24 protein-coding genes and 2 tRNA genes are annotated in these 24,351 nt (G+C 31.6%); 5 read left to right on the top strand and 21 right to left on the bottom strand.

All coding sequences use genetic code 11. The features are described 5' to 3' along the window. Window positions 1–34: 34 nt before the first annotated feature. A complete protein-coding gene (ldmS, locus tag SBL16_RS11100; protein WP_107611847.1) occupies window positions 35–1,228 on the bottom strand; it encodes an L-aspartate--L-methionine ligase LdmS in 1,194 nt (397 codons plus the stop codon). Continuing rightward, on the bottom strand, window positions 1,225–2,409 hold the full coding sequence (locus tag SBL16_RS11095) for a M20 family metallopeptidase (protein ID WP_107611846.1): 1,185 nt from the start codon (window positions 2,407–2,409) through the stop codon (window positions 1,225–1,227). The genes ldmS and SBL16_RS11095 overlap by 4 nt, the downstream gene beginning before the upstream one ends. Window positions 2,410–2,664: 255 nt before the next feature. Between SBL16_RS11095 and SBL16_RS11090 the strand changes: the two genes are divergently transcribed. Next, entirely contained in the window at window positions 2,665–3,135 is a 471-nt protein-coding gene (locus SBL16_RS11090; RefSeq protein WP_107611845.1) for an S-ribosylhomocysteine lyase, read from the top strand. Between the two features lie 70 nt (window positions 3,136–3,205). Here the strand turns inward: SBL16_RS11090 and SBL16_RS11085 are convergent, their stop codons facing one another. The 4 genes from SBL16_RS11085 to deoC all read right to left on the bottom strand — a co-directional run bounded on the left by SBL16_RS11085 (window position 3,206) and on the right by deoC (window position 6,780). Continuing rightward, window positions 3,206–3,556: a hypothetical protein gene (locus tag SBL16_RS11085; protein ID WP_107611844.1), complete on the bottom strand. Its 351-nt coding sequence runs from the start codon at window positions 3,554–3,556 to the stop codon at window positions 3,206–3,208. Further along, window positions 3,556–4,743, bottom strand: coding sequence for a phosphopentomutase (gene deoB, locus SBL16_RS11080; protein WP_107611843.1), 1,188 nt, complete (start codon window positions 4,741–4,743; stop codon window positions 3,556–3,558). The genes SBL16_RS11085 and deoB overlap by 1 nt, the downstream gene beginning before the upstream one ends. An 11-nt stretch (window positions 4,744–4,754) precedes the next feature. Then, a complete protein-coding gene (locus SBL16_RS11075; protein ID WP_107611842.1) occupies window positions 4,755–6,056 on the bottom strand; it encodes a pyrimidine-nucleoside phosphorylase in 1,302 nt (433 codons plus the stop codon). Window positions 6,057–6,117: 61 nt separating this feature from the next. Continuing rightward, the gene (deoC, locus tag SBL16_RS11070) at window positions 6,118–6,780 is read right to left on the bottom strand and encodes a deoxyribose-phosphate aldolase (RefSeq protein WP_107611841.1); all 663 of its coding nucleotides are present in this window, start codon (window positions 6,778–6,780) and stop codon (window positions 6,118–6,120) included. A 166-nt stretch (window positions 6,781–6,946) separates the two neighbouring features. Between deoC and deoD the strand changes: the two genes are divergently transcribed. Continuing rightward, window positions 6,947–7,657, top strand: coding sequence for a purine-nucleoside phosphorylase (deoD, locus tag SBL16_RS11065; protein WP_033079614.1), 711 nt, complete (start codon window positions 6,947–6,949; stop codon window positions 7,655–7,657). 73 nt (window positions 7,658–7,730) lie between these two features. Here the strand turns inward: deoD and SBL16_RS11060 are convergent, their stop codons facing one another. The 6 genes from SBL16_RS11060 to SBL16_RS11035 all read right to left on the bottom strand — a co-directional run bounded on the left by SBL16_RS11060 (window position 7,731) and on the right by SBL16_RS11035 (window position 12,807). After that, window positions 7,731–8,174 (bottom strand): Dps family protein, encoded by a 444-nt coding sequence (locus tag SBL16_RS11060; protein ID WP_029376676.1) that lies wholly within the window; start codon window positions 8,172–8,174, stop codon window positions 7,731–7,733. A 239-nt stretch (window positions 8,175–8,413) separates the two neighbouring features. Further along, window positions 8,414–8,809 carry a thiol-disulfide oxidoreductase DCC family protein gene (locus SBL16_RS11055; RefSeq protein ID WP_107634606.1) on the bottom strand — a complete coding sequence of 132 codons (396 nt, stop codon included), beginning with the start codon at window positions 8,807–8,809 and terminating at the stop codon, window positions 8,414–8,416. A gap of 190 nt (window positions 8,810–8,999) precedes the next feature. Next, window positions 9,000–10,373, bottom strand: coding sequence for an EVE domain-containing protein (locus SBL16_RS11050; RefSeq protein ID WP_107611839.1), 1,374 nt, complete (start codon window positions 10,371–10,373; stop codon window positions 9,000–9,002). A gap of 227 nt (window positions 10,374–10,600) precedes the next feature. Beyond that, complete coding sequence (locus SBL16_RS11045; protein ID WP_107611838.1) at window positions 10,601–10,831, bottom strand: hypothetical protein; 231 nt, start codon at window positions 10,829–10,831, stop codon at window positions 10,601–10,603. Between the two features lie 53 nt (window positions 10,832–10,884). Beyond that, on the bottom strand, window positions 10,885–11,817 hold the full coding sequence (locus SBL16_RS11040; protein WP_107611837.1) for a type I phosphomannose isomerase catalytic subunit: 933 nt from the start codon (window positions 11,815–11,817) through the stop codon (window positions 10,885–10,887). A gap of 333 nt (window positions 11,818–12,150) precedes the next feature. Then, entirely contained in the window at window positions 12,151–12,807 is a 657-nt protein-coding gene (locus SBL16_RS11035; RefSeq protein ID WP_107612579.1) for an NAD(P)-binding oxidoreductase, read from the bottom strand. A gap of 141 nt (window positions 12,808–12,948) precedes the next feature. Here SBL16_RS11035 and SBL16_RS11030 point away from each other — a divergent pair, with 141 nt between their 5' ends. Further along, complete coding sequence (locus SBL16_RS11030) at window positions 12,949–13,278, top strand: ArsR/SmtB family transcription factor (RefSeq protein WP_053041906.1); 330 nt, start codon at window positions 12,949–12,951, stop codon at window positions 13,276–13,278. Then, window positions 13,271–14,221, top strand: coding sequence for a CDF family zinc efflux transporter CzrB (gene czrB, locus SBL16_RS11025; RefSeq protein ID WP_107612581.1), 951 nt, complete (start codon window positions 13,271–13,273; stop codon window positions 14,219–14,221). Before SBL16_RS11030 ends, czrB begins: the two co-directional genes overlap by 8 nt. Window positions 14,222–14,298: 77 nt before the next feature. Here the strand turns inward: czrB and SBL16_RS11020 are convergent, their stop codons facing one another. Beyond that, window positions 14,299–15,030 carry a metallophosphoesterase family protein gene (locus SBL16_RS11020; RefSeq protein ID WP_107612583.1) on the bottom strand — a complete coding sequence of 244 codons (732 nt, stop codon included), beginning with the start codon at window positions 15,028–15,030 and terminating at the stop codon, window positions 14,299–14,301. A gap of 131 nt (window positions 15,031–15,161) precedes the next feature. On the opposite strand from SBL16_RS11020, the gene SBL16_RS11015 reads away from it, so the two are divergent. Next, window positions 15,162–16,280 (top strand): lytic transglycosylase, encoded by a 1,119-nt coding sequence (locus SBL16_RS11015; RefSeq protein ID WP_107612585.1) that lies wholly within the window; start codon window positions 15,162–15,164, stop codon window positions 16,278–16,280. A 56-nt stretch (window positions 16,281–16,336) separates the two neighbouring features. Here the strand turns inward: SBL16_RS11015 and SBL16_RS11010 are convergent, their stop codons facing one another. The 8 genes from SBL16_RS11010 to SBL16_RS10975 form a co-directional block, all read right to left on the bottom strand. Beyond that, window positions 16,337–17,191 (bottom strand): HAD family hydrolase, encoded by an 855-nt coding sequence (locus SBL16_RS11010; RefSeq protein ID WP_233641638.1) that lies wholly within the window; start codon window positions 17,189–17,191, stop codon window positions 16,337–16,339. 71 nt (window positions 17,192–17,262) lie between these two features. Next, on the bottom strand, window positions 17,263–18,045 hold the full coding sequence (locus tag SBL16_RS11005) for an ABC transporter ATP-binding protein (RefSeq protein WP_107612589.1): 783 nt from the start codon (window positions 18,043–18,045) through the stop codon (window positions 17,263–17,265). Window positions 18,046–18,304: 259 nt separating this feature from the next. Next, window positions 18,305–20,110, bottom strand: coding sequence for a glutamine--fructose-6-phosphate transaminase (isomerizing) (glmS, locus tag SBL16_RS11000; RefSeq protein WP_037538885.1), 1,806 nt, complete (start codon window positions 20,108–20,110; stop codon window positions 18,305–18,307). Window positions 20,111–20,778: 668 nt separating this feature from the next. Beyond that, a complete protein-coding gene (gene glmM, locus SBL16_RS10995; protein ID WP_107612591.1) occupies window positions 20,779–22,131 on the bottom strand; it encodes a phosphoglucosamine mutase in 1,353 nt (450 codons plus the stop codon). A 23-nt stretch (window positions 22,132–22,154) separates the two neighbouring features. After that, complete coding sequence (locus tag SBL16_RS10990) at window positions 22,155–23,087, bottom strand: YbbR-like domain-containing protein (RefSeq protein ID WP_107612593.1); 933 nt, start codon at window positions 23,085–23,087, stop codon at window positions 22,155–22,157. A 1-nt stretch (window position 23,088) separates the two neighbouring features. Further along, entirely contained in the window at window positions 23,089–23,895 is an 807-nt protein-coding gene (cdaA, locus tag SBL16_RS10985) for a diadenylate cyclase CdaA (RefSeq protein WP_011275189.1), read from the bottom strand. 223 nt (window positions 23,896–24,118) lie between these two features. Beyond that, a tRNA-Lys gene (locus SBL16_RS10980) sits at window positions 24,119–24,191 on the bottom strand. 3 nt (window positions 24,192–24,194) lie between these two features. Continuing rightward, a tRNA-Gln gene (locus tag SBL16_RS10975) sits at window positions 24,195–24,269 on the bottom strand. Between the last annotated feature and the right edge of the window lie 82 nt (window positions 24,270–24,351).

Genomic DNA, 24,351 nt, shown 5'->3' with positions numbered 1-24,351 from the left:
TATATACCTATCAACGGATATTGATTAGGGTAATTTAATTTTTATCTAATTCAGCTAAAAAGGATTTTTCAATTTTCTCTATGGCTTCTTTTGAATCTCCAGTCCATATACAACCAAAACGAGAATTAACTGCATTCTTTCCAAACCAATCACCATCATAATAAGATAATGGATATAATACGCCCTTTTTAACATATTTTAAAATTGTATTAAAGAAATGTTCATTATCACCATTAGAGAAGTAACTATAAAATTTCTGATATGATGAATTTAATTCTTCTTGTAATAATAACATACTTGTAGAGCCATTTTGTCTAAAGTTTAAATCGATCGCAAAAACATCATCGTTTTTATCTAATAGTAAATCAAATCCAGCTACACCGAAGAAACCCAACTTTACACCATTTTCCATAATTTCTCTTCCTGCATCAATGACTTGTTGAGGAACATCATGAACATTTTCATTTCCAGCATAAAATCCATATTTATCAGTGATTTGATGTGCAGTGCCTAAATATGTCACACCTATTTCTTCAGAATAAGCATACTGAACACAATAATTCTTTACCGCTTCAATTTTTTGTTCAATTATTAAATTATCCGTAGCATCACTTGCTTCTAAAATACGTTGTGTTGCTTTAGCTAAGTCTTCTTCATCATAGCAAATCATTACACCATATCCACCAGCTGTTGGTAAGTCATCACCTGGTTTAATTACAAAAGGGAAATCCCATTCTTTTATGCGCGCTTTAAAATCATTTATCGATACAATTTCTCGCTCTGGTAAATATTTATGATTCGTCCATTCTGGTATTCGCGCTTTATTGTTCAAAGCTACAAAGGTCTCTTTATCTACAGCGTAGCATTTATCTGAAACAACATCTTCACTATGAATATATTGAAAATATATATCTTTACCTTCTTCTTTAACAATTCGATTTAATAGTGCTTCATATGTTTCACGGTTTTTAAATTGATACGTATTTGTGGGAACTTTTTTTCCAACAAGATTAAATAATTGATCTAATTTTTCAGTAATACTTGCTGCATGTACAATCATTGGCATTGAATCTGCAATAAGCATTTCCCGACCAGTTAAGAAATTAGATTGATGTTCCTCAGGCTTTAACCATGGATTTGAAACATAAGATGGTCTCGAGTTATACACTATATTTTCATTATATAAGTCACTTAAAGTTAATTTTAGACCCTTTTCATTTATCGTCATTTTGACTGCCCCTTTATATGAGAGTGCTGTTGAACAATTTCATCAAACATTCCCTTATTTTCAATTAGTTCTAATCCCATTAATGCTATGATTTTCGCACCATGAATTAACGCTTGATCACCATGTACACTTGCCGCAGCCTCTCTAAATCTATGTGTATGACCAACTAAGTTTCTAGATCCTATCTTCACATGAGGATGAATCGTAGGTACTATATGACTGACATTACCCGTATCTGTTGATCCAAAACCAAAATCATCATGACTTACATCTTCACCAACTTCGAGCGCGTACTTCTCAAATAATTCATCTAATTTAGGTGTCTTAATAAATTCGTTCACACCATTTTGTATAGGGCCAAATTCATAATCGCAACCTGTTTGAATTGCAGCACCCCTAGCAATTTGATTAACTTTTTCTGTTAAAATATCTAGTTCTTTTCGAGTGGTTGCACGTGTATAGAATCGAGCATGTGTAAAATCCGGTATAATATTTGCAGCTTTTCCTCCGTCTAAGATAACACCATGTACGCGTTGACTTTTTTTAATGTGCTGTCTTAATTGTGCTACACCGTTAAAATATGAAATCATTGCATCTAATGCGTTTAAAGCTTCGTCAGCATTTTCAGAAGCATGTGCACTTTTGCCATAAAATTTTATATCTAATACATCCACCGCTAGTGTATCAATGGTTGGATAAGTTGCATTACCTGGATGAATCATTAATGCTATATCGATATCATCGATAATACCAGCCTTAACATATGACGCTTTTGCACTTCCATTTTCGCCACCTTCTTCTGCAGGACAACCGAGCACGACAACTTTGCCACCGATGCGGTCTATAACTTGTTTCAATGCTGAACCCGCAAGTACACTAGCAGTTCCAATAATATTATGACCACATGCATGACCTAGGCCTGGTAATGCATCATATTCAGCTAAATAACCAATAACTGGGCCTTCTTGTCCAGAATCATATGTAGCTATAAATCCAGTAGCGTGTCCAGCAATATCCATTTCTATATCGAAATCATTCTCTTTCAATTTATCTATAAGCGTTCTAGACGCGAAAATTTCTTCATTGCCTAATTCAGGGCGTTCATGTATTCTATGACTAATTTCAACATAATCATATTTATTATTCTCTATATAATCTAAAATTCCTTGTTTATTACTCATAAATCATAACTCCCTTATTATTGTAAAAATCTTTAAAAATATTTTGGATATTGTAACCATATCGTTTCTCAATTAATTATTACTTATTTTATCGGATTTAAAGATTGTTGTCATTAAATAACCTTATATTTACGAAATTTTCTCACAATTCACTTTGTTTAACTATAATTTTGAAAATTGTAAATACCCTTAACTATTGATACAATCAAATCGTTAACTTAATAATTAAGCTTATTTAATATAGGAGGATTTATCATGACTAAAATGAACGTTGAAAGTTTTAATCTTGATCACACTAAAGTTGTTGCACCTTTCGTCCGTTTAGCTGGTACAATGGAAGGCTTAAATGGTGATGTTATTAAAAAGTATGACATTCGCTTTAAACAACCTAACAAAGAGCACATGAAAATGCCTGGGTTACACTCACTAGAGCATTTAATGGCTGAAAACATTAGAAATCATACTGATAAAGTTGTAGATTTAAGTCCAATGGGTTGTCAAACTGGTTTTTATGTTTCATTTATTAATCATGACGACTATGAAGATGTGTTAAATATAATTGAAAAAACACTAAATGATGTTTTAGAAGCTACTGAGGTACCCGCTTGCAATGAAGTACAATGCGGTTGGGCAGCAAGTCATTCACTTGAAGGTGCAAAAGAAATTGCGCAAGCATTTTTAGATAAACGCAATCAATGGTCAGATATTTTTGGTGAAGGCAAATAAATTTCATATTTAAAATAAAAACCACCAATACTTAAGTATATTTAAGTATTGGTGGTTTTACTTTTCTCTTTTATAATTTTTTTACTAAAGCAATTAAAACAAATTGCATTGGTAGTCTTGAGTATAATGCCCATTTAGGTACTTGTTTATCACCTAAAGGTAATTCTTTTCGTGCCATATATATATTTGCCGGTAATACAGCTAGTAAGAAAAGATTTATACCTGTTTTTAACCAATTGGCAGGACGTTTTAATAACAACATAAATCCAAAGAAAATTTCAAATACACCTGTTACCAAAACAGCTGTTTTACGTAATGGTAAGTATTCTGGAACAATATTTCTAAATGAGCGTTCATTTGTAAAATGTAGAACGCCAGCTGTTCCAAAAGCTAAACCTAATAAATAACGCAATACTTTCATTAATGTTCAACTCCCATTTCATTCAAATAACTCTTACCAAATTCAGGTAATTCCACATTGAAATTATCTGCAATAGTCGCACCGATTGAACTAAACGTACTGTCTCCTGATAATTCATGGTATTTATCAATTTTAGGGCTAAACATAAGTACTGGGATATACTCTCTAGTATGATCAGTACCATCGGCAATAGGGTCATTTCCGTGATCAGCCGTGATAATAACTAAATCATCTTCTTGAAGATTGTCGATTAATTCAGGTAATCGCTCGTCGAAATCTTTAATAGCTTGTGCATAACCTTCTTTGTCTCTACGATGGCCGTATAATGCATCGAAATCAACTAAATTTAAAAAACTTATGCCATTAAAATCTTTTTTTACGACATTTATTAATTGATCCATACCATCCATATTATTTTTTGTTCTTATTGCTTCAGTTACACCTTCACCATCATAAATATCATTAATTTTTCCAATAGCAATAACATCATAGTTATTATCTTTTAATGTATTCATAACAGTTTTGCCAAATGGTTTTAGCGCGTAATCATGTCGATTAGAAGTACGTGTAAAGTTTCCAGGTTCACCTACATACGGACGTGCAATTACGCGACCAATTAAGTATTTAGGATCTTTAGTTAATTCTCGAACCTTTTCACAAATATCATATAATTCTTCAAGAGGGATAATATCTTCATGTGCAGCAATTTGAAGTACTGGGTCAGCGCTAGTATAGACGATTAAGTCCCCAGTTTTCATTTGATGCTTACCTAATTCATCAATAATGGCTGTCCCTGAAGCGGGCTTATTTGCTACAACTTTACGACCTGTCATTTCTTCAATCTCTTGTATTAACTCATCAGGAAATCCGTTTGGATATACTTTAAATGGTTGCATGATATTTAAACCCATGATTTCCCAATGTCCTGTCATGGTATCTTTACCCACGGAAGCTTCACTAAGTTTAGTATAGAAAGCACCTGGTTGTTCAACTTTATTGACCACAGGTAATTCTTCAATATTACCCAATCCTAATTTTTCCAAATTAGGTAGCGTTTGGTTAAATCCTTCTAATGTATGCTTTAATGTATGAGATCCTTCATCATTGAAAGCTGCAGCATCAGGTGCTTCACCGATACCTACTGAATCCATAACAATTAAATGTACTCTTTTGAATGGTGTAGTCATATTTAACACTCCTACTCTGTAATTATTTTATGAATTAATGTTGGTGTTGTTGCTTGTGCTTGAATTGCAATACTTTCATCAAGTTTCTTAATAACGTCGTCAACATTTTCACGATTACTGTGAATGGTTAATAAAGATTCTCCCTCTTTAACAACGTCTCCTACTTTCTTGTTTAATACAATCCCAACACTTAAATCTATTTCATCCTCTTTAGTTTGTCTCCCTGCACCTAACATCATTGAAGCAACACCAATTTCATTTGCAATAAGTTCTGAAACTACGCCACTTGATTGAGCTTTATACTCGATTTGATATGTTGCTGTTGGTAATAGTTCAGGCGCATCAACTACTGAGGCATCGCCACCTTGATTCTCTAAAAATGTTTTAAATTTTTCTAAAGCTGAACCATTTTCAATTGCTTCATTTAATAATTGACGTGCTTCCTCAAGTGTATTTGCTCTATTAGCTAGAACCACCATTTGAGAACCGAGTGTTAATACAAGTTCAGTTAAATCTTCTGGTCCTTTACCATTTAATGTATCAATAGCTTCTTTCAATTCTAAAGCATTACCAATTGCTCGACCAAGTGGTTGGCTCATGTCAGAAATAATAGCCATTGTATTTCTACCTACATTATTCCCTATACTAACCATAGCATGAGCTAACGCTTCAGCGTCCTCTAATGTTTTCATGAAAGCACCGTTACCAGTTTTAACATCTAAGACGATAGCATCAGCACCCGCAGCAATTTTTTTACTCATAATAGATGATGCAATTAAAGGAATTGAGTTAACTGTCCCTGTTACATCTCTCAATGCATAAAGTTTCTTATCAGCTGGAGTTAAATTACCTGACTGTCCAATAACAGCAACTTGATTTTCATTAACAAGTTTAATGAAATCCTCTTCAGAGATTTCAACGTGGAATCCTTTTATTGATTCTAATTTATCAATTGTTCCACCCGTATGTCCTAAGCCACGACCACTCATTTTGGCTACTGGGACACCCACTGCTGCCACTAGAGGCGCTAATACTAATGTAGTGGTATCACCAACGCCTCCTGTTGAATGCTTATCAACTTTAATACCATTAATTTTTGATAAGTCAATCACATCACCTGAATTAACCATTGCCATAGTTAATGCTGCACGCTCTTCGTCATTCATATCTTGGAAAAAGATAGCCATAGCTAAACTCGATGCCTGATAATCTGGAATATCCCCATTCGTGTAACCTTTGATAAAGAATTCAATTTCTTCTTTTGATAATGATTTACCATCGCGTTTTTTTTCAATAATATCTACCATTCTCATAATTCTGAACCCCTCTCAAAATAAGCTGTTGTATCTGTGTGCTGTTACGTTAATTGCATTATTAATAATCAGAATCTGACTCTAAGCCTTGAATAATTTGAACACCTGCACTCGCACCTATGCGCGTAGCACCTGCATCAATCATTTTGTTGAAATCTTCCAAACTGCGAACGCCACCTGATGCTTTAACCTCTAATTCGTCTCCCACCGTATCTTTCATTAATTTCACATCTTCAGGTGTAGCGCCTCCCCCAGCAAAACCAGTTGATGTTTTAACGAAATCAGCACCAGCTACTTTCGCTAATTCACTTGCTTTAACTTTTTCTTCATCTGATAAAAGCACAGTTTCAATAATCACTTTTACTGTTTTTCCATTTGCTGCTCCAACTACGCCCTCAATATCTTTTTGAACATCTTCAAATCTTCCATCTTTAAGTGCGCCGATATTGATAACCATATCAATTTCAGATGCGCCATTTTTTATGGCATCTTCAGTTTCAAAGATTTTAGTAGCAGTTGTAGTAGCACCAAGTGGGAAACCTATAACGGTACAAACCAATACATCAGAATCATTTAATCGTTCTGCTGCATATTTTACATGTGTAGGATTTACACAAATAGATTTAAAGTTATACTCTTTGGCTTCATCAATAATTTGATCGATTTGTTGACGTGTAGATTCAGGTTTCAATAATGTGTGATCAATAAATTTAGCATAATTCATAGTAGTTTCCTCCAATATGTTGTTAAATTTAAATGATATTCCATCTAATTGGAATATTAACTATTTAAATTAATATAGTCCTCTCATTTCTATAGTACAAAAATTCGCAAAAAAGTTAAACAAATGTTATCTTAATCTTAACAATCATGATAAGGAGAAGATATTAATGACAAATGGCACACCTCATATTCAACCTAACGGAACAAAAATCGCAAAGACTGTTTTAATGCCTGGCGATCCATTACGTGCAAAATATATTGCTGATAACTTTTTAGAAAATGTTGAACAATTTAATGAAGTTAGAAATATGTTTGGTTACACAGGTACATATAAAGGAAAAGAAGTTTCTGTAATGGGATCAGGGATGGGAATACCAAGTATCGGTATTTATTCTTATGAGTTATATAATTTCTTTGATGTTGATACTATTATTCGCGTAGGTTCATGTGGCGCATTACAAGAGAATGTAAATTTATATGATGTCATTATTGCTCAAGCAGCATCTACAAATTCTAATTATGTTGATCAATTTAATATACCTGGTCACTTTGCTCCAATAGCTGACTATGAACTCATCACTAAAGCTAAAAATGTAGCAGATGAAATAGGAGCAGTAAGCCATGTAGGTAATGTTTTATCTTCAGATACATTCTACAATGCTGATAAAACATTCAATGATAATTGGCAAAAAATGGGTATATTGGGTATAGAAATGGAATCAGCCGGTTTATACTTGAATGCAATTAATGCTGGTAAAAAAGCGTTAGGTATTTTTACAGTTAGTGACCATATTCTAAGAGACGAAGCAACTACAGCTGAAGAAAGACAAAATTCATTTACTCAAATGATGGAAATAGCATTGGAAATCGCCGAGTAATATCAAATTCTAATAGATAATAAAAGGTGCTTGAGACGATAATGAAATCTCAAGCACCTTTTTATATGATTAATTAAACTAAATATGATTTGAACATCCAATTGTGTTTATCAACAGAATTTTTCATACCGATGAACATATCTTCTGAAACATCATCGCCAGCTTCTCCAGCTACTTCTATAGATTTAACTAATTGCTCTGAGATATGAGTTAAATCATTAGAGAAGGCTTCAACCATTTGTTCAGCTGAGTAATTTTTACCCGCTTCATCAACGATAGAAATTTCAAGACTTTCTTTCAATGTACCTACTGGATTTCCACCAATTGCTAAAATACGTTCAGCTAAGTCATCTACATATTGGCTAGCTTCATTGTATAACTCTTCGAATTTCTCATGTAATGAGAAGAAATTAGGTCCTTTAACATACCAATGGAAATTGTGTAATTTAGTATACGCTACAGTCCAGTTTGCAACTTGTTGATTTAATTCTTTTACTACATCTTGTTGACTCATTATATTCTCTCCTTGTACTTCTGAATTAGTTTCTCTTTATTACAATTATTATTATATTATAATTATTATAATCTGTAAATGGTTATGCTTAACATTTTTTGCATTGATTTTTATAACTACCTTTTCCTATTAACTATTAAAACTTATATATCAGTATTTGAAAAGTGATTTGCATCAGCAACTAAAATAATATATATTTACAAACAAACCTCTAATTATCAATTATGATAATATTTTATCAATTAGATGCGTTTATCATCTATGAAAAAGGATTTTTCATATTCATTTGGTTTATGCCAATGCGTCTTCCACATCCTATTTCGATTATTTGCAAATAAATTATACGCTAAATCTCTTATTTGACGTGGAATAACTTTAATTAACAATCCTAACCACTTGTAATTCGTTGTAGTCATGATAAGACTAGCAATCGCATTGGATTTAAACTCTAAATGTTGACCACGTTGTAAAATCACGCTGTTTTTATTTAATGCTTCTGGATGTTGTTCAAATAAGTGTTGCCCTGATTTCCCTTTTAAAGTTGCGAATTCATAACTCTTAGGAAGTCCATTCTGTATTAACCAAATGCAATAGTTATAACAATAAACACAATTACCATCGTAATAAATAATAGGCATTTCTTTCACCTTCCTCTAAGTCTTATTATTAATATTCCATTCTATGCCATACATTAAACACTAAAAATGTCCATAGCATAGCATGCCTTTAACTATGAATGATTTAAATTTGATACATAATGTTAAAGCAATAATAATAAAATTAAAAACCTGAGACATAGTAAAACGTCTCAGGTTTAGTTATCTTAAGTTATTCATGATTTACTTTTACAATTCTTGTATATTTAAGAAATTGATTTGAATATTTGCGTTTTATATCTTCTAGACGGTCGTAAGTTACACCAATAATATGCCAGTTCGGATTAAAATGATAGAATGAATCTTTTTCTCTTGACCATTTTACCATTTGTCCCTCTTTATTATATCTAGGTAATGTTACTTCATATCCTTCTAACACATTGATGTAAGTTTGGAAAATGTCAGGATCAATTCTATTAAAATTATCGATGACTAAATAACTTTTATCATTTTTAGGCATTAATTGAGTGATAAAACCTTCGCGATAGTATAGGGCACCAGTTTCATTTGGTAAATATTTACCATATAACATGTCCTCTGTAAAATTCGGATGTCCACTAGTTATTACAGGATTTGCATTTGTCTTTTGTAATAAATTATTTGCCGCTTTCAATCCTTCTTCTCGTTGTTCTACAACCAACAATATAAAAGGTTTTAATGACTCATCATGACTAGCTGAATCAATTTCAGTTTTTTTAATTGTTTCAAAAGGTGTTTTCACGCCATCATTATTACTCATTTCAATAATAGCATCGTATTGAGTTTGACTCATGCTTGCGATGGCCTGTTTCGCATTTTCTTGTAAAAAATAAAGATTTTTTAATTTAGGATGTTTATTTAATGCACCTAATGTCACTGGAGTAATATGCTTATCATAATATATTTCAATGGCGGTACTATTTGTTCTCCCAGGAATAGGTGGTTTCTCATGAATATGTCGAGAAACTTCTCCAATACCTACCACTGACTGATCTTCATATTTATTATAGAAGATAAGATTATCTCCTATTTCTAACTGATTGTAAAAATGATATCCATTACGTTTAATGCCGTTATACGTATGAGTATAAATAGTATAATATTCTCCTGATTCAAATGACTCAGTTTCAGAAAGGAAGAAATAACGTGGAAGTTTCTCTTCACCTTTACCTAGTGAAACAATTAATTCATACTCTTCTTTAGTTAATTGATTGATTAAAGTTTCACGCATATTATTCATACGAAAATCAAGCGTTTCACTACGTTTTAAATAATCAGTTGTAAGTGGTTTTAATAGTTCATTAAATTTAAATTCAACTCTAATTTTATTTTGAGCACCTGTTTGAACACTAATAATTTCTCCAATACCAAGTAATCCGGTATCTGTTTGGACTTGATAAAATATAACTTGATCCCCTGTCTTAGCCTTTTTGAAGGCTCTAAAACCTTGAGTAGGGTTGAATTGAGCTCCAGATTCAAATAATGTTGTTTGACCTACTAACGGTTCATTGTGATTCCATCTAGTATAGCCACAGTTAAGCCAAAAGTAATTTACTTCTTCTTCCATTGTGGGTCTCCTTTAAATTAATTCTCGAAAGTTATTATGTATTTTAATTGATTTCATTGTATTTTAATTAAAAGCTATGTTTATTAAGTTATGCTATAAATCTTAACATATCGTCGTTATTTATGTTTAATTTTTTTTAGTATTTTATCTCAATTTAATAAGTTGCTAAAAAGGGGAACATTCAGAATCCATTATAAATAATTCTAAATATTCCCCTATACATTAATTTAATGAGGTGCTAGTAAACTACCTAATAATGGCATTAGATTGATCATGATGCCACCAAGTTTTAGTAATCCACTTAAATCTTTATCTTTAAAGGTAATAATTGCACTTATAATACCTAATATAGCAACAACTCTAGGAATAACAAGTGAAGGATATTGTGGCATATTGAAAAAGACACCTGCCCCAGCTATCACACCACATACTAAAGAGATATATAAAAACTGTTTCAATATTCACACTCCTCTTTAATACAATGAATCATTTATAACACGAACTATAAAAATCAAATATAACTAATGATTAGTGTAAAGTCTCCTTCAAAGACACTATCTAAGTCTTCTGAAGTCAGCACAAAATTGGAACCTTTTTGAATCTTGAAGATTTCTCCATCAATAATAATTTGTCCATCACCATTTAAAACTGAAACAAGACAAAATTCTCTAGGTTTCATATAATTTAATGTCCCACTAACTTCCCATTTAACCATTGTAAAGAAATCATTAGACACAATATGACTACATTTATGATTTTCAATAATTTCATTTTCAGGAACGATACTAGGTAGTTCTTGAGAATATTGAATAACATCTAATGCTTTATCAACATCTAACGAAGAACTATTTTCACGTTGTCTATTATAATCATATAATCTATATGTAATATCTGAAGATTGCATTGTTTCATATACAGTTATACCTGAACCGATTGAATGTATAGTACCAGCAGGAATAAAATAAAATTCCCCAGGTTGTACTTTAACTCTTTTTAAAGATTCCAAGAAATTATCTTGGTTAATCTGATTTTCGAGTTCTTCTTTAAAGTTAACCGTAGTACCAATTAAAACTTCAGCATCTTCTTCTGCATCAATAATATACCAACATTCTGATTTGCCATATTGCCCATTTTCAAATTCATAAGCATAAGAATCATCTGGGTGAACATGAATCGATAGCGGCTCGTTCGCATCAACTATTTTGCACAATAACGGAAAATCTTTGCTTGGAAAATCACCGAACAATTCTCTATGTTGCGTCCAAACTTGGTCTAATGTTTGTCCAGCATAAGGCCCGTTAAGGATCATACTCTTTCCATTTGGGTGTGCAGAAATCCCCCAACATTCTCCTGTGGATTCACTAGGTATATCATAATTGAATTGAGTTAATTTATTACCGCCCCAAATTTTTTCGAAAAAAATAGGCTCTAAAAATAATGGCATAGTTGCACCCCCTAAAACCATTTAAGGCTATATTCTCTATTTCTAAAGTAAATGATAATATCTGATTTATATGTATAAAACTTAAACGTTAATTATGTAAAAGTGAAATTATATTCAAAATAATTATTTAACATCACATGTGTTACCATTCGTATCTTTATTATATCAACTTTATCTCTATTTTAATAGAAATTATTTAAATGATAAAACACATAAAGAAGCGGGACAGAATTCAATTAGAATTCATTATCCCACTACAACTGAAATATTTACTATTAGTTAAAGTTTAATGAAAGCATTTTTTAAGTCAATGATTATCTTTAAACAACTCATTTATTCAAATGAAGACAATGCTTCGCTTATTGATTGATTACCTGTAATAACTTGGAATTCTTTATTTATGAATTTATTCTCAGATAAAGCAACCTCTTTTAACACAGATGCCACATCTTCTCTAGGTATAGAACCTCTTCCATCAAAGTATAAATCAGTCTCTATTTTAGAAGTTCCTTCTTTATCTTCTAACGCACCTGGATGAACAATCGTATAATTTAATCCAGAATTTTTCAAGTGTTCATCAGCATAGTGCTTAGCAATAGTATATGGTTTTAAATCACCGCTTGGATCAAATGCTTCACGACGAGCATCATACGTTGACACCATAATATAATGTTTAACATTTGCTTGTTTACTAGCTTCAATTGTCTTAATCGCACCATCTAAATCTACAATAATAGTTTTGTCAGCACCTGTACTGCCTCCGGAACCCACAGTAAATAAAACTTTATCATAACCGTTAAATGTTTTAGTTAAGTCTTCAATACTATCTTTTTCTACATCAACTAAAGTTGCTTTAATATTATCTTGCTTTAATGTTTCGATTTGTTCGTTTTTACGTACACCAGCTGTAAAATCTACCTGATCTTCTTTTAGTTGCTTTACTAATTTAGAACCTACTCCACCGTTAGCACCTATAACTAATAAACTCATTCAAATCGTCCTCCTTAATATTTCTACTTCCATCAATTTACCACTTAAATAAAAATTAAAACGTAAGTCATTTTTGACATAGTCAATCATGTATATTAAATTAATACATGAACATATATTCATATATAAGGGGTGATTTATTTGAATGTACCTTTAAACAATTGGAACGAAGATGCTACCTTAATACAGACTACTGAAATTTTTAAAGCACTAAGTGATACAAATAGATTAAGAATACTATTATTGTTAGAGCAAGAAGAATCTAGCGTTGGTCATATTACACATACGCTAAACTTGAGCCAGTCTAATGTTTCTCATCAACTTAAAATCCTTAAACAAGCTAGACTTGTTAAGTCCTTAAGACAAGGTCAATCAAAAATCTATTCAATTGATGATCAACATGTTTCAACCCTATTGAAACAAGCCATTCATCATACGAAACATCTAAGAGGTGAAGTTTCAAATGACTAATCATTCTCATACACATTCACACAACCATTCACATGTACACACTAATAATAAAAAAATTTTAGCCATTTCCTTTATTATTATTGGGCTTTTCATGGTGATAGAAATTGTAGGTGGCTTTATTGCTAATAGTTTAGCATTATTATCTGATGGACTACATATGTTCAGCGACACATTTTCTCTAGGTGTTGCCCTTATTGCATTTATTTATGCTGAAAAGAATGCCACATCTAGTAAAACATTTGGTTATAAACGTTTTGAAGTTTTAGCTGCATTGTTTAATGGCGTCACTTTATTTGTTATTAGTATAGTTATTATCTTTGAAGCAATTAAAAGATTTTTTTCACCACCTGAAGTTCAATCAACAGAAATGTTTATTATTAGTTTAGTAGGCTTAATAGTTAATATCGTAGTAGCACTTATTATGTTTAAAGGCGGAGATACCGATCACAATTTAAATATGCGTGGTGCGTTTATTCACGTACTAGGAGATTTATTAGGATCTGTTGGTGCAATTATTGCCTCAATACTCATATGGACATTTAATTTTACAATTGCAGATCCTATTGCGAGTATAGTGGTTTCACTGCTAATTTTGAAAAGTGCATACGGAATTACGAAATCAGCTATTAATATTTTAATGGAAGGCACGCCCTCTGACATAGATTTAGAACAAGTCATCTATACAATAATGGGGCATGAGGAAATACAAAATGTACATGATTATCATGTTTGGACTATTTCTAATGATATGAATGCTTTAAGTTGTCATGCAGTAGTAGATAAATCACTTACGATAGAGGCTTGTGAACAATTACTTAAACAAATAGAACATGAATTAGCACATCTTAATATACAACATATGACGATTCAATTAGAAACACCAAAACATCAACATGACGAATCAATTTTATGTTCTGGAGTTATACATCAACACTCACATTAGTATAACTTATTAAAAATTAATCAGGGGTTAGACGTTGAATTCGAGTTGAATTCTGTCTAACCCCTGTTTTTTACAACTTATAAAAAATGTTCAAAAATGAGTTGCTTCGCTGGCACTTGTTTTTCATCAAACCCTTGTAAATATTCTTCATTATCATAAGGTAGCTTAATTCTTTCGATTGAAAACTCATTATCATTAATCGTTACAATACCGTAGACGGCATTGGCTCCATTGTTTAAACCTACTGCGCCAGGATTAAAATAAATTGTTTTATTATCATCATATAAATGCATTTGATGATTATGGCCAAATGCAATTAAATCAGCATCTTTATCTTTAAATAATTCAATAATATTGTCTTTACTATTTTCAGTAATTGGACTAAACGGCTGTCCTTCAATGCCAGTCTCCAATTTTTGATTCTCAATTTCATAATGAATGAATAGTAATTTTTTTCCACAAATAGTTTTTTCGATATATCTAGGTAATAAATTAAGTTGGTCATAGTAATCTTCATCCATATGACTTTCTATCCATTGATGATGCTCATAAAATTTATCCTTCAAATCTTCAGGATAAGGCGTGTTATTTACTAATGACATAACCGCTTCATCATGATTACCAGCTATAATTTCCATATCATTACGATCAAATATTGTATCGAGTACTTTATTTGTTTCATGACCAATTCCGATATTGTCCCCGAGATTGTAAATTTTATCGATGTCTTCTCTATTATCAATATCATCTAAGACAGTTTGTAATGCATCGAAATTACCATGCACATCTGTAATAATCGCGAATTTCATGATGATATCTCCTTTCAAAATTTAATCATTAGCATATTTTAACACTTAATCTTCAAATATGTTAGATATTATTTTAAAAAAAGTATAAATTTTGATATTGTATTTATATTAAAGTAAAGGAGTGCTTATATTTGTTCAAATATCATAGTTTGGCATTAAAAAATGCTAAACCGCAAATTCTTAAGACGATTTTGTTTAGTATCGTTAGTTTCATCGTAGTATTTGCGGTTTTTGCTGTTGCTAGAACTTTCTTTATGCAATATTTCATGCAAATGCAGCTAGCAGCGCAATTACAACAATCATCGGGTCCATATTTAATTATTATGATCCTGGCTTTATTATTGGGATTATTATTCTTTATATTTGCAGGTTATCAATTACTAGCAGGTGCAATTAATGTTATTGCAAAAGCAATTTCAAGAGAAGATGTTCATTTCAATGACTTATTTGTTGCATTCAAAAAAGGTAAATATGGCAAGAGTTTAATTTTATCATTAATCTCAATTGGCTTATTTATAGTGATGTACTTAATTATAATGGCATTAAATTATTTATTTAATTTAGCATTAACACCTTTATTTACATCATTACAGTCAGCTGTAAGTTCATCTGATAATGCAATTGCCATTTTACTAACAATTCAAATCATTATTTTAATTATTATTGGATTAATTACATCAATCGTATCATGGTTCTTTTTCATTTTAATGATTAATTATACTGTTTCATTAGTAAGAGAATCTAACTATAGTGCCATGTCTCACTTTAAAGATGGCTTTAGAGGTATTAGAAATGGCCATAAAACTTGGTTTAAATTCTTTATAGCTGTTCTTTTAATAAATTTAATTATTATTATCATTACTCAACCACTTGGTACAATTCTTTCTGTAACAACTGGAAACATGTCTCAAAAAGTTGCTACAGTCATTCTGTATGTAGCACAAGTAATTATTGTTGTATTACGATTAATCCTTTATTTTGTTCTTATAATGGGTGCAGTTCAGTACTTCTTAAAACGTGGTGAAAAATTAAATAAAACTACTAACGAGAAGAAGAAAAAGCACAAAAATAAAGATAAAAGCGTAACTCATAAAAATGACACATTGAGTAATCAACAAAAAAATGACTATACTCATCAATCTTCTAAAAACAATGTTGAAGAACATTCAAATAATGTTACAAACAATATTAAACAAAAAGCTGAGAACGCCAAAGATGAAGCAAGTCATAATTTCAATAAAGATAAATAACACAAATAAGGTGGAACCCAATTAAATAAGGGTTCCACCTTTTATGTTCAACAATTTTATTTTAGGAAATTGCTTTCTAAGAATAATGCAGCACCATCTTCTTCATTAGTGAATTGTGTCACTTCATTAGTAATTTCCTGTATTTCTTGTCGTGCATTTTTCATTGCGACGCTATAACCACCAAATGCAAACATAGCTCTATCATTATCACTATCCCCTATTACAAGCGTGTCTTCTTGTTTAATATTAAAGTGTTCTATCATTTCTTTAATACCCGTTCCTTTATCGGTATGATATGCCATAGTTTCAGCGTTAAATCTTGATGAATTAGAAACACTAATGTTTAAAAGCACTTGATTTTGAATAAGTTCATCTCTAAAAGTTGTTATTTTTTCTAAGTTTGGCGTAAATAAATAAATTTTAGCATAGTCATCTTCAGGTATGTCCTCTTTCCAATCAATCTTACCAGACATTGCATCTAATCTTGATTTCCATTCACTTTCGCTTACATGATTTGGAGGCGTATCACCTTTAATCATCTCTTGCATCCATGCTTTATCTTCATTTAGCGCAATTCTTGATCCATTAAATGGGAAAACTTCATAATATATTTCTTGCTGTTGTGCTAAAGATACGATTCGTTTAACACTTTCACTTGATAAACTATGCATGAAAAGATTATCACCGTTTACTTCTCCACTCGTACCATTAGAACTGATGATTCCATCAACTTCAAATTGAGGAGGTACAAGTTGATTAATCTCTGTATATGAGCGACCAGTTGCTAAAAATACCTTATATCCCTTTTCTCGTAATTCATCAATAACTGATTTTGTTTTAATTGAAGCTTTATTATCCTCATGTAAAATTGTTCCATCCATATCTAGAAAAATCGCTTTGATATTATTCAATGTCATGTAGCCTTCTCCTTTACGTGTCTTTCTTAAAATTGTGGCATTATTTGATGAAATGTGCAACGAGATTACCCTATCATGTGTAAAGAAAATCGATTTTTATAATTCACAACTTCTACATTTCTATTGAAAAGAGATGACATCGTCTTATTAGTTAAAACATCATCAATATTTCCTTGTGCAAAATTCACGCCTTTACTTAAAATAAAAATTTTATCAAATATTGGTATGATTTCCTCAATGAAGTGTGTCACATAAATGATAGTAATTTCAGGTCGCTCATGTGATAAAGTTTCTAATACTTCCAATAGTGTTTCACGCGCTAAAAAATCTAAGCCTGAAGCTGGCTCATCTAAAATTAATAATTCTGGATTACTAATAAGCGCACGTGCAATCATAACCCTTTGTTTTTGTCCAGTTGATAAATAACCGAGGTACTCATTCTCAAATTCTGCCATGCCGACTAATTTTAATAATTTCTGCGCCTCTATCAATTGTTGTTGATTGAATGTTTTGTATAGGCCAATAGATTTAAAATAACCACTTAATACCACATCTATCACATGCTCTCCATCATGAAATTGATTAGTGAGCTTGTTTGAAATGAAACCTATATGTTGTCTCACATTATCTGCTGAATATCCAACCATTCCAGGTGTCATACCAAAAAGGACTATGTTGCCGCTTGTAATTGAATCATAAGCGTTTAGAATATTTAATAAAGTTGTTTTTCCAGCACCATTTAAACCATATAATATCCATTTATCCCCTTTTTTAATATTCCAATCAATACCGTCTAATATATGCTTTCCTCTTCTATATCGACGTACATTATTCATTGAAATTAGCATAGTATCACCTCACAATACGATAATTGTAAGATAATTCAGATAATTTTTCAAAATAACAGACTGCTTATTTTATAAGTTAGTATTACAAATAAAAAAAGGAGCAAAATCAAATTCTTAATGAATTTAACATCTTGCTCCTACTAAGGTAACTATATTAGAGAAAAGCATGCTATTAACGCTTTCACATTTAAGTTAGCCACTTCAATTTCAATGTTGTCTAACCTTATTAAATTTTACCGCGGCTCAAAATTCAAACGAACTATTCAACTGTAACTGATTTAGCTAAATTACGAGGTTTATCTACGTCTAATCCTCTGTGTAGTGCTGCATAGTAAGCAATTAATTGTAATGTAACTACAGATACAAGCGGAGTTAATAACTCATGTACATGTGGAATTACATAAGTATCTCCCTCTTTTTCTAAACCTTCCATAGAGATAATACATGGTTTTGCTCCACGTGCTACTACCTCTTTGACATTACCACGAATAGATAAGTTAACCTTTTCTTGTGTAGATAATGCGATTACAGGTGTGCCGTCTTCAATTAATGCAATTGTACCATGTTTAAGTTCTCCACCAGCGAATCCTTCAGCTTGAATATATGAAATTTCTTTTAATTTTAATGAGCCTTCAAGACTTACATTATAGTCCATTGTACGTCCGATGAAGAATGCATTACGCGTTGTTTCTAAGAAATCCTTAGCAATTTGTTCCATTACTGGAGTATCATCTACAATTGTTTCAATTGCAGTTGTTACTTTAGCTAATTCTCTCAATAAATCAATATCATTATCTCGACCATGTGCTTTAGCTACAACTTGAGATAAGATTGATAAAACAGCAATTTGAGCTGTATATGCTTTTGTTGAAGCAACTGCAATTTCAGGACCAGCATGTAATAACAATGTATGATCTGCTTCACGTGATAATGTTGAACCAGCCACATTTGTAACTGTTAATGATTTGTAACCTAATTTGTTAGTTTCAACTAACACTGCACGGCTATCAGCAGTTTCACCTGATTGAGAAATATAAATGAATAATGGTTTTTCAGATAATAGTGGCATGTTATAAACAAATTCAGAAGCTACATGTACTTCAGTAGGTACACCAGCCCATTTTTCTAAGTATTCTTTACCAACTAGACCTGCATGATAACTTGTTCCTGCTGCGATGATATATATACGATCTGCAGCTGCAACATCTTTAACAATTTCAGGATCAATTTTTAAGTCGCCATTTTCATCTTCATACTCTTGAATAATACGACGCATAACTGCTGGTTGTTCATTAATTTCTTTTAGCATGTAGTGATCATAGATACCTTTTTCAGCATCTGAAGCATCGATTTGAGCAGTATAAGTGTCTCGATCTTGTACATTGCCATCAAGGTCTTTAATAGTTACACTGTCTTTTTTAACAATAACAATTTCATGGTCATGAATTTCTTTGTATTCATTCGTTACTTTAATCATAGCTAATGCGTCTGATGCAATGACATTAAAACCTTCTCCAACACCAACTAATAAAGGTGATTTGTTTTTAGCTACATAGATTGTATCGCTATCTTGATTATCAAGTAAGCCCAATGCATATGAACCGTGTAATAAAGAAACTACTTTAGAGAAAGCTTCTTCAGTTTCTAAACCTTTATTCGAGAAGTGTTCAACTAATTGAACAATAACTTCTGTATCTGTCTCAGATTGGAATGTTACATCTGATAAATATTCACTTTTTAATTCTTCATAATTTTCAATCACACCATTATGAACTAATGTAAAACGTTCATTATTAGATTGATGAGGATGTGAATTCACTGTACTTGGTACACCGTGTGTAGCCCAACGTGTGTGACCGATACCAACGTGACCATCAGTGTCATTGTTGTCAGCAACTTTTCTTAATTCTGCAATACGACCTTTTTCTTTGAAAACAGTTGTCCCATTATCGTTTGCAACTGCAATACCAGCTGAGTCATATCCTCTATATTCTAATTTTTCTAATCCTGATAATAACAATTCTTTTGCATTATCATATCCAATATATCCTACAATTCCGCACATAAATTTTTCCTCCGTTAAATATAGCTTGAAAATTTTATCTGTTATATAAAATTTAAAAAGGTAAAATGTTTTTAAACATTAGTAATTTTATTAACAATTCTATTTATTATTAATGTTTTATCTTTATTGTATTTACCCATTAAAGCCATATTATATTTCTAAGATTTTATAAATTTTAGGCATTCTTATTATTTTTGTGCATTTAGTTACCTAAATGTTTTAAATAATAAGCTAACGAATGAGCCTCATCCGGAATAGCATCCGCCGATATTTTCGATGACTATTCTCCTCGTCTGCAAAGAAATAAATTGCCCTACAAAAGCTCTCATATTTAACTTTTGATTATAGGTACATTCATATTTTGCCCTGGCGCTTTATAATTAATTTTGAACTATCCTCCTTCCAATATTATTTATTTTACACTTTTCAGATAAATGAATGCAAACAATTTCCGACCTTTTTAGTAAAAATTTAAAATAAATATCTTTTGTAATCTTCTAAAATACATAATAATTGTTTCTAATTATTAAATTATTACCGAACAATATCGCAACCAATTAAATGAAAGCGCTTTAATAAGAACCATTAATTAAACATTAAAAAAACCTCCAAAGTTACACATTAAATGTAAACTTTGAAGGAAAACAAAAATTGTTTTATTAAATTGGTTACTCTAAGCCCATTTTAGATTGAACTTCATCAGCAATTCGCTGTGCAATACGTTGCGCATCTTCATCAGTTGAAGCCTCGACCATTACACGAACTAATGGTTCTGTACCTGAAGGTCTAACTAAAATTCTACCTTCACCATTCATTTCAGTCTCTACTTCACCCATCACTTTTTTAACATCTACATTTTCTTCTACATGATGCTTATCTGTAACTTTAACATTGATTAGAGATTGCGGATATTTTTTCATTTGAGCAGCTAACTCACTTAAAGGTTTACCACTCATTTTAATAACAGCAGCTAATTGAACACCAGTTAATAAGCCATCTCCTGTAGTATTGTAATCCATCATAACAATATGTCCAGATTGCTCACCACCAAGGTTGTAGTTACCTTTTCTCATTTCTTCTACTACGTATCTATCTCCAACTTTTGTTTTATTAGATTTGATACCTTCGTTTTCTAAAGCTTTATAGAAGCCTAAATTACTCATAACAGTAGAAACAATCATATCGTTGTTTAATTCTTGGTTTTTATGCATTTCTTGACCAATAACAAACATGATTTGGTCACCATCAATAATATTACCTTTTTCATCAACAGCAATTAATCGGTCACCATCGCCATCAAATGCTAAACCAAAGTCGCTTTCAGTTTCAAGAACCTTTTCAGCTAATAATTCAGGATGCGTTGATCCACAATTATCATTAATATTATAACCATCTGGGCTGCAGCCAATTGTTTCAGTATCAGCTTCTAAATCTCCAAATAAGAAAGGTGCTAGTGCTGATGTAGAACCATTTGCACCATCAAGTGTGATTTTTAATCCTTCTAAATTAACATCAATAGTTGATTTTAAGTAGCTTAAATATTTCTGAGCACCTTCGAAGTAATCAGAAAAATGTACAATATCTGTTCCTACTGGTCTTGGTAAATCAGGATTTTCTTGATCCAATAATGTTTCAATCTCTTCCTCTTGAGCATCAGATAATTTAAAACCATCTGCACCGAAGAACTTAATTCCATTATCAGCCACTGGATTGTGCGAAGCTGAAATCATTACACCTAGTTCAGCTCCCATTTCTCTTGTAAGATAAGCTACTCCAGGTGTAGATATAACACCTAATCTCATAATTTCAGCCCCAATTGAAGCTAATCCTGCAATCAATGCAGATTCAAGCATTTCACCTGACACACGTGTATCTCTACCAACTAAAACTTTTGGTCTGTTAGCACCTTCATTATGTGCTAATACATAACCACCATAACGACCCAACTTAAATGCTAATTCAGGTGTTAACTCTTTATTGGCTATTCCTCTTACTCCATCAGTACCAAAATATTTTCCCATCATTAATACTCCTTTTTAATTTGTTATTTTAAGCTAATATGTGCTGTTATTTCATCTGGATCAGATTTCTTTACTTTATCTGGTAAATTTAATTGAACATTCTGATCTGTAGATTCAGTTATATTATTAAGATCAACATTTGCCTCTATCTCATTGATATCTTGCAAATCATCTCTATTACCATAAATCTCTATCTCATTCTCATCAAGTCTTATATCATCCAAGCTAGCACCATCAGGTAAACTGCCTTTTTTATTAATTTTAACTTTAACCTTCTTGCTATATTCTTGGAGTTTAACATTTAATTTGACTTCATTAGGCTGTATATTAACAACTAATTTATTTAATGATTTATCAAAAGCAGTAACATCTGCTACATCAGAAGTATCTTGACTTAATTTGTTAGCTTCTTTATAAGTAGCTTTTAAATATGCGATTTTCTTAAGTTGTTCTCGTCCTCCAGTTACTTTGACAGAATTAGGCTCAACAGAACTGTCTTTCACTTTATAGTTTGGGTCTATATCATCTTTCCCTATATCTGCTTGAACATGCATCGTTTTAGTTTCTTTATTTTCCAAAGTAACATAAGCTTGCTTAGGTTTAACATTGTAATTAATATCATTACTTAAGCCTTTAACGATATAGTCTTCTTTGTATTTTCCGGCTTTAGCGTTGGATAAATCCACTGCAACTTTGATATCATCGGTGTTTTCGATTTTTAATAATTTAGATTGTGGACCTGAAACAGTTACATTAACAGTCTCAGGAGCTTTAGTTACATGTAAATCTTTGGAATTATAGATTATCTCAACAGGTACATCTTCAATTGTTTTAGATGAATTTTGTGATAAATTATCATTACTAAAAATATTTCCAAATACATTATTAACTGATAAATAGAAAAAGATTGCCAATAGTAAAGCAATAAATCTGAGACCCCATTTACTCTCTAGCATCTTATTTCACACCTTTCTTTTGAAAGCGTGTGCCAAACCAATGTTCGGCTAATAATTCTTCAAATACCTCAGTTGAGATATCTCTACGTAATTTACCATCAAAAGTTACAGATATTGAACCTGTTTCCTCTGAAACAACAATTGTAAATGCATCTGAAACTTCAGAGATACCCACTGCAGCTCTATGTCTAGTTCCTAGACTTTTAGAAATTTTAGCACTATCTGATAAGGGCAAGTAACTAGCTGCACTAGCAATCTTAGAATTTTGAACAATCATTGCACCATCATGTAGTGGCGTATTTGGTATAAATACATTAATTAATAATTCTTGAGATATTTCAGAATTCATCGCTATACCCGTTTCAATATAATCTTGTAATCCCGTTTCCTTTTCAAAAACAATCAAAGCACCAATACGTCTTTTAGCCATATATTGAACAGCTTTCGATACTGCTTCAATTAACTTTTCTTCATCATGACTGTATGTATTAGTATAACGTTTAAATAAGCTTCCACGACCTAACTGCTCCAATGCTCTTCTTATTTCAGGTTGGAAAATAACAATAAGCGCAAGAACACCCCATTGAATTACAATATCAAAAAGTTTAGATGTAGCAGTTAAATTTAGAATTTTACTCACTTGTTGACCAATTACAATAAAAAGAATACCTTTAAGTAATTGAATTGCTTTGGTTCCTTTAAATACAGTTATGAGAAGATAAAGGACATACCATACTATAAGTAAATCCAGCACACTCGTTACAATTTTTAATGTACTAAGATTATCAAAAAAGTTGGAAAAATCCATAGCATCTCCTCCGAATATATTTTCCATAGTCATAATTATACCAATGATAATTACAACTGTCATATGAACAAATAAATTGTATTAAAAAAAGTAGATTATTCAAATAATCAGCAATTGATTAATGATTTATTCCCAATATAATCAATCTTCAAATAGATAAACTATATAATACTTTTATTTAATTTTATAAAAAAAAGCACTCCTGATTAGGAGTGCTAATAAGTGAGCCATAGAGGATTCGAACCTCTGACCCTCTGATTAAAAGTCAGATGCTCTACCAACTGAGCTAATGGCTCTAATGGCTGGGCTAGCTGGATTCGAACCAGCGCGTGACGGAGTCAAAGTCCGTTGCCTTACCGCTTGGCTATAGCCCATTAGAATGGTGGAGGGGGGCAGATTCGAACTGCCGAACCCGAAGGAGCGGATTTACAGTCCGCCGCGTTTAGCCACTTCGCT

Origin of the sequence: Staphylococcus sp. NWU MK-U1 (genome assembly GCF_033283505.1) — a bacterium.
GTDB lineage: Bacteria > Bacillota > Bacilli > Staphylococcales > Staphylococcaceae > Staphylococcus > Staphylococcus haemolyticus.
This window is presented reverse-complemented; position numbering and strand designations above follow the sequence as displayed.

Excerpts from the sequence above, each read along its gene's own strand:
- glmM (WP_107612591.1), bottom strand. The coding sequence starts at position 22,131 with ATGGGAAAATATTTTGGTACTGATGGAGTAAGAGGAATAGCCAATAAA.
- SBL16_RS11005 (WP_107612589.1), bottom strand. The coding sequence starts at position 18,045 with ATGCTAATTTCAATGAATAATGTACGTCGATATAGAAGAGGAAAGCAT.
- glmS (WP_037538885.1), bottom strand. The coding sequence starts at position 20,110 with ATGTGCGGAATTGTAGGATATATTGGATATGATAATGCAAAAGAATTG.
- SBL16_RS11095 (WP_107611846.1), bottom strand. The coding sequence starts at position 2,409 with ATGAGTAATAAACAAGGAATTTTAGATTATATAGAGAATAATAAATAT.
- SBL16_RS11085 (WP_107611844.1), bottom strand. The coding sequence starts at position 3,556 with ATGAAAGTATTGCGTTATTTATTAGGTTTAGCTTTTGGAACAGCTGGC.
- deoB (WP_107611843.1), bottom strand. The coding sequence starts at position 4,743 with ATGACTACACCATTCAAAAGAGTACATTTAATTGTTATGGATTCAGTA.
- SBL16_RS11090 (WP_107611845.1), top strand. The coding sequence starts at position 2,665 with ATGACTAAAATGAACGTTGAAAGTTTTAATCTTGATCACACTAAAGTT.
- ldmS (WP_107611847.1), bottom strand. The coding sequence starts at position 1,228 with ATGACGATAAATGAAAAGGGTCTAAAATTAACTTTAAGTGACTTATAT.
- deoC (WP_107611841.1), bottom strand. The coding sequence starts at position 6,780 with ATGAATTATGCTAAATTTATTGATCACACATTATTGAAACCTGAATCT.
- SBL16_RS11055 (WP_107634606.1), bottom strand. The coding sequence starts at position 8,809 with ATGCCTATTATTTATTACGATGGTAATTGTGTTTATTGTTATAACTAT.
- cdaA (WP_011275189.1), bottom strand. The coding sequence starts at position 23,895 with ATGGATTTTTCCAACTTTTTTGATAATCTTAGTACATTAAAAATTGTA.
- SBL16_RS11020 (WP_107612583.1), bottom strand. The coding sequence starts at position 15,030 with ATGAAATTCGCGATTATTACAGATGTGCATGGTAATTTCGATGCATTA.
- SBL16_RS10990 (WP_107612593.1), bottom strand. The coding sequence starts at position 23,087 with ATGCTAGAGAGTAAATGGGGTCTCAGATTTATTGCTTTACTATTGGCA.
- SBL16_RS11040 (WP_107611837.1), bottom strand. The coding sequence starts at position 11,817 with ATGCCATTATTTTTAGAGCCTATTTTTTTCGAAAAAATTTGGGGCGGT.
- SBL16_RS11050 (WP_107611839.1), bottom strand. The coding sequence starts at position 10,373 with ATGGAAGAAGAAGTAAATTACTTTTGGCTTAACTGTGGCTATACTAGA.
- deoD (WP_033079614.1), top strand. The coding sequence starts at position 6,947 with ATGACAAATGGCACACCTCATATTCAACCTAACGGAACAAAAATCGCA.
- SBL16_RS11075 (WP_107611842.1), bottom strand. The coding sequence starts at position 6,056 with ATGAGAATGGTAGATATTATTGAAAAAAAACGCGATGGTAAATCATTA.
- SBL16_RS11035 (WP_107612579.1), bottom strand. The coding sequence starts at position 12,807 with ATGAGTTTATTAGTTATAGGTGCTAACGGTGGAGTAGGTTCTAAATTA.
- czrB (WP_107612581.1), top strand. The coding sequence starts at position 13,271 with ATGACTAATCATTCTCATACACATTCACACAACCATTCACATGTACAC.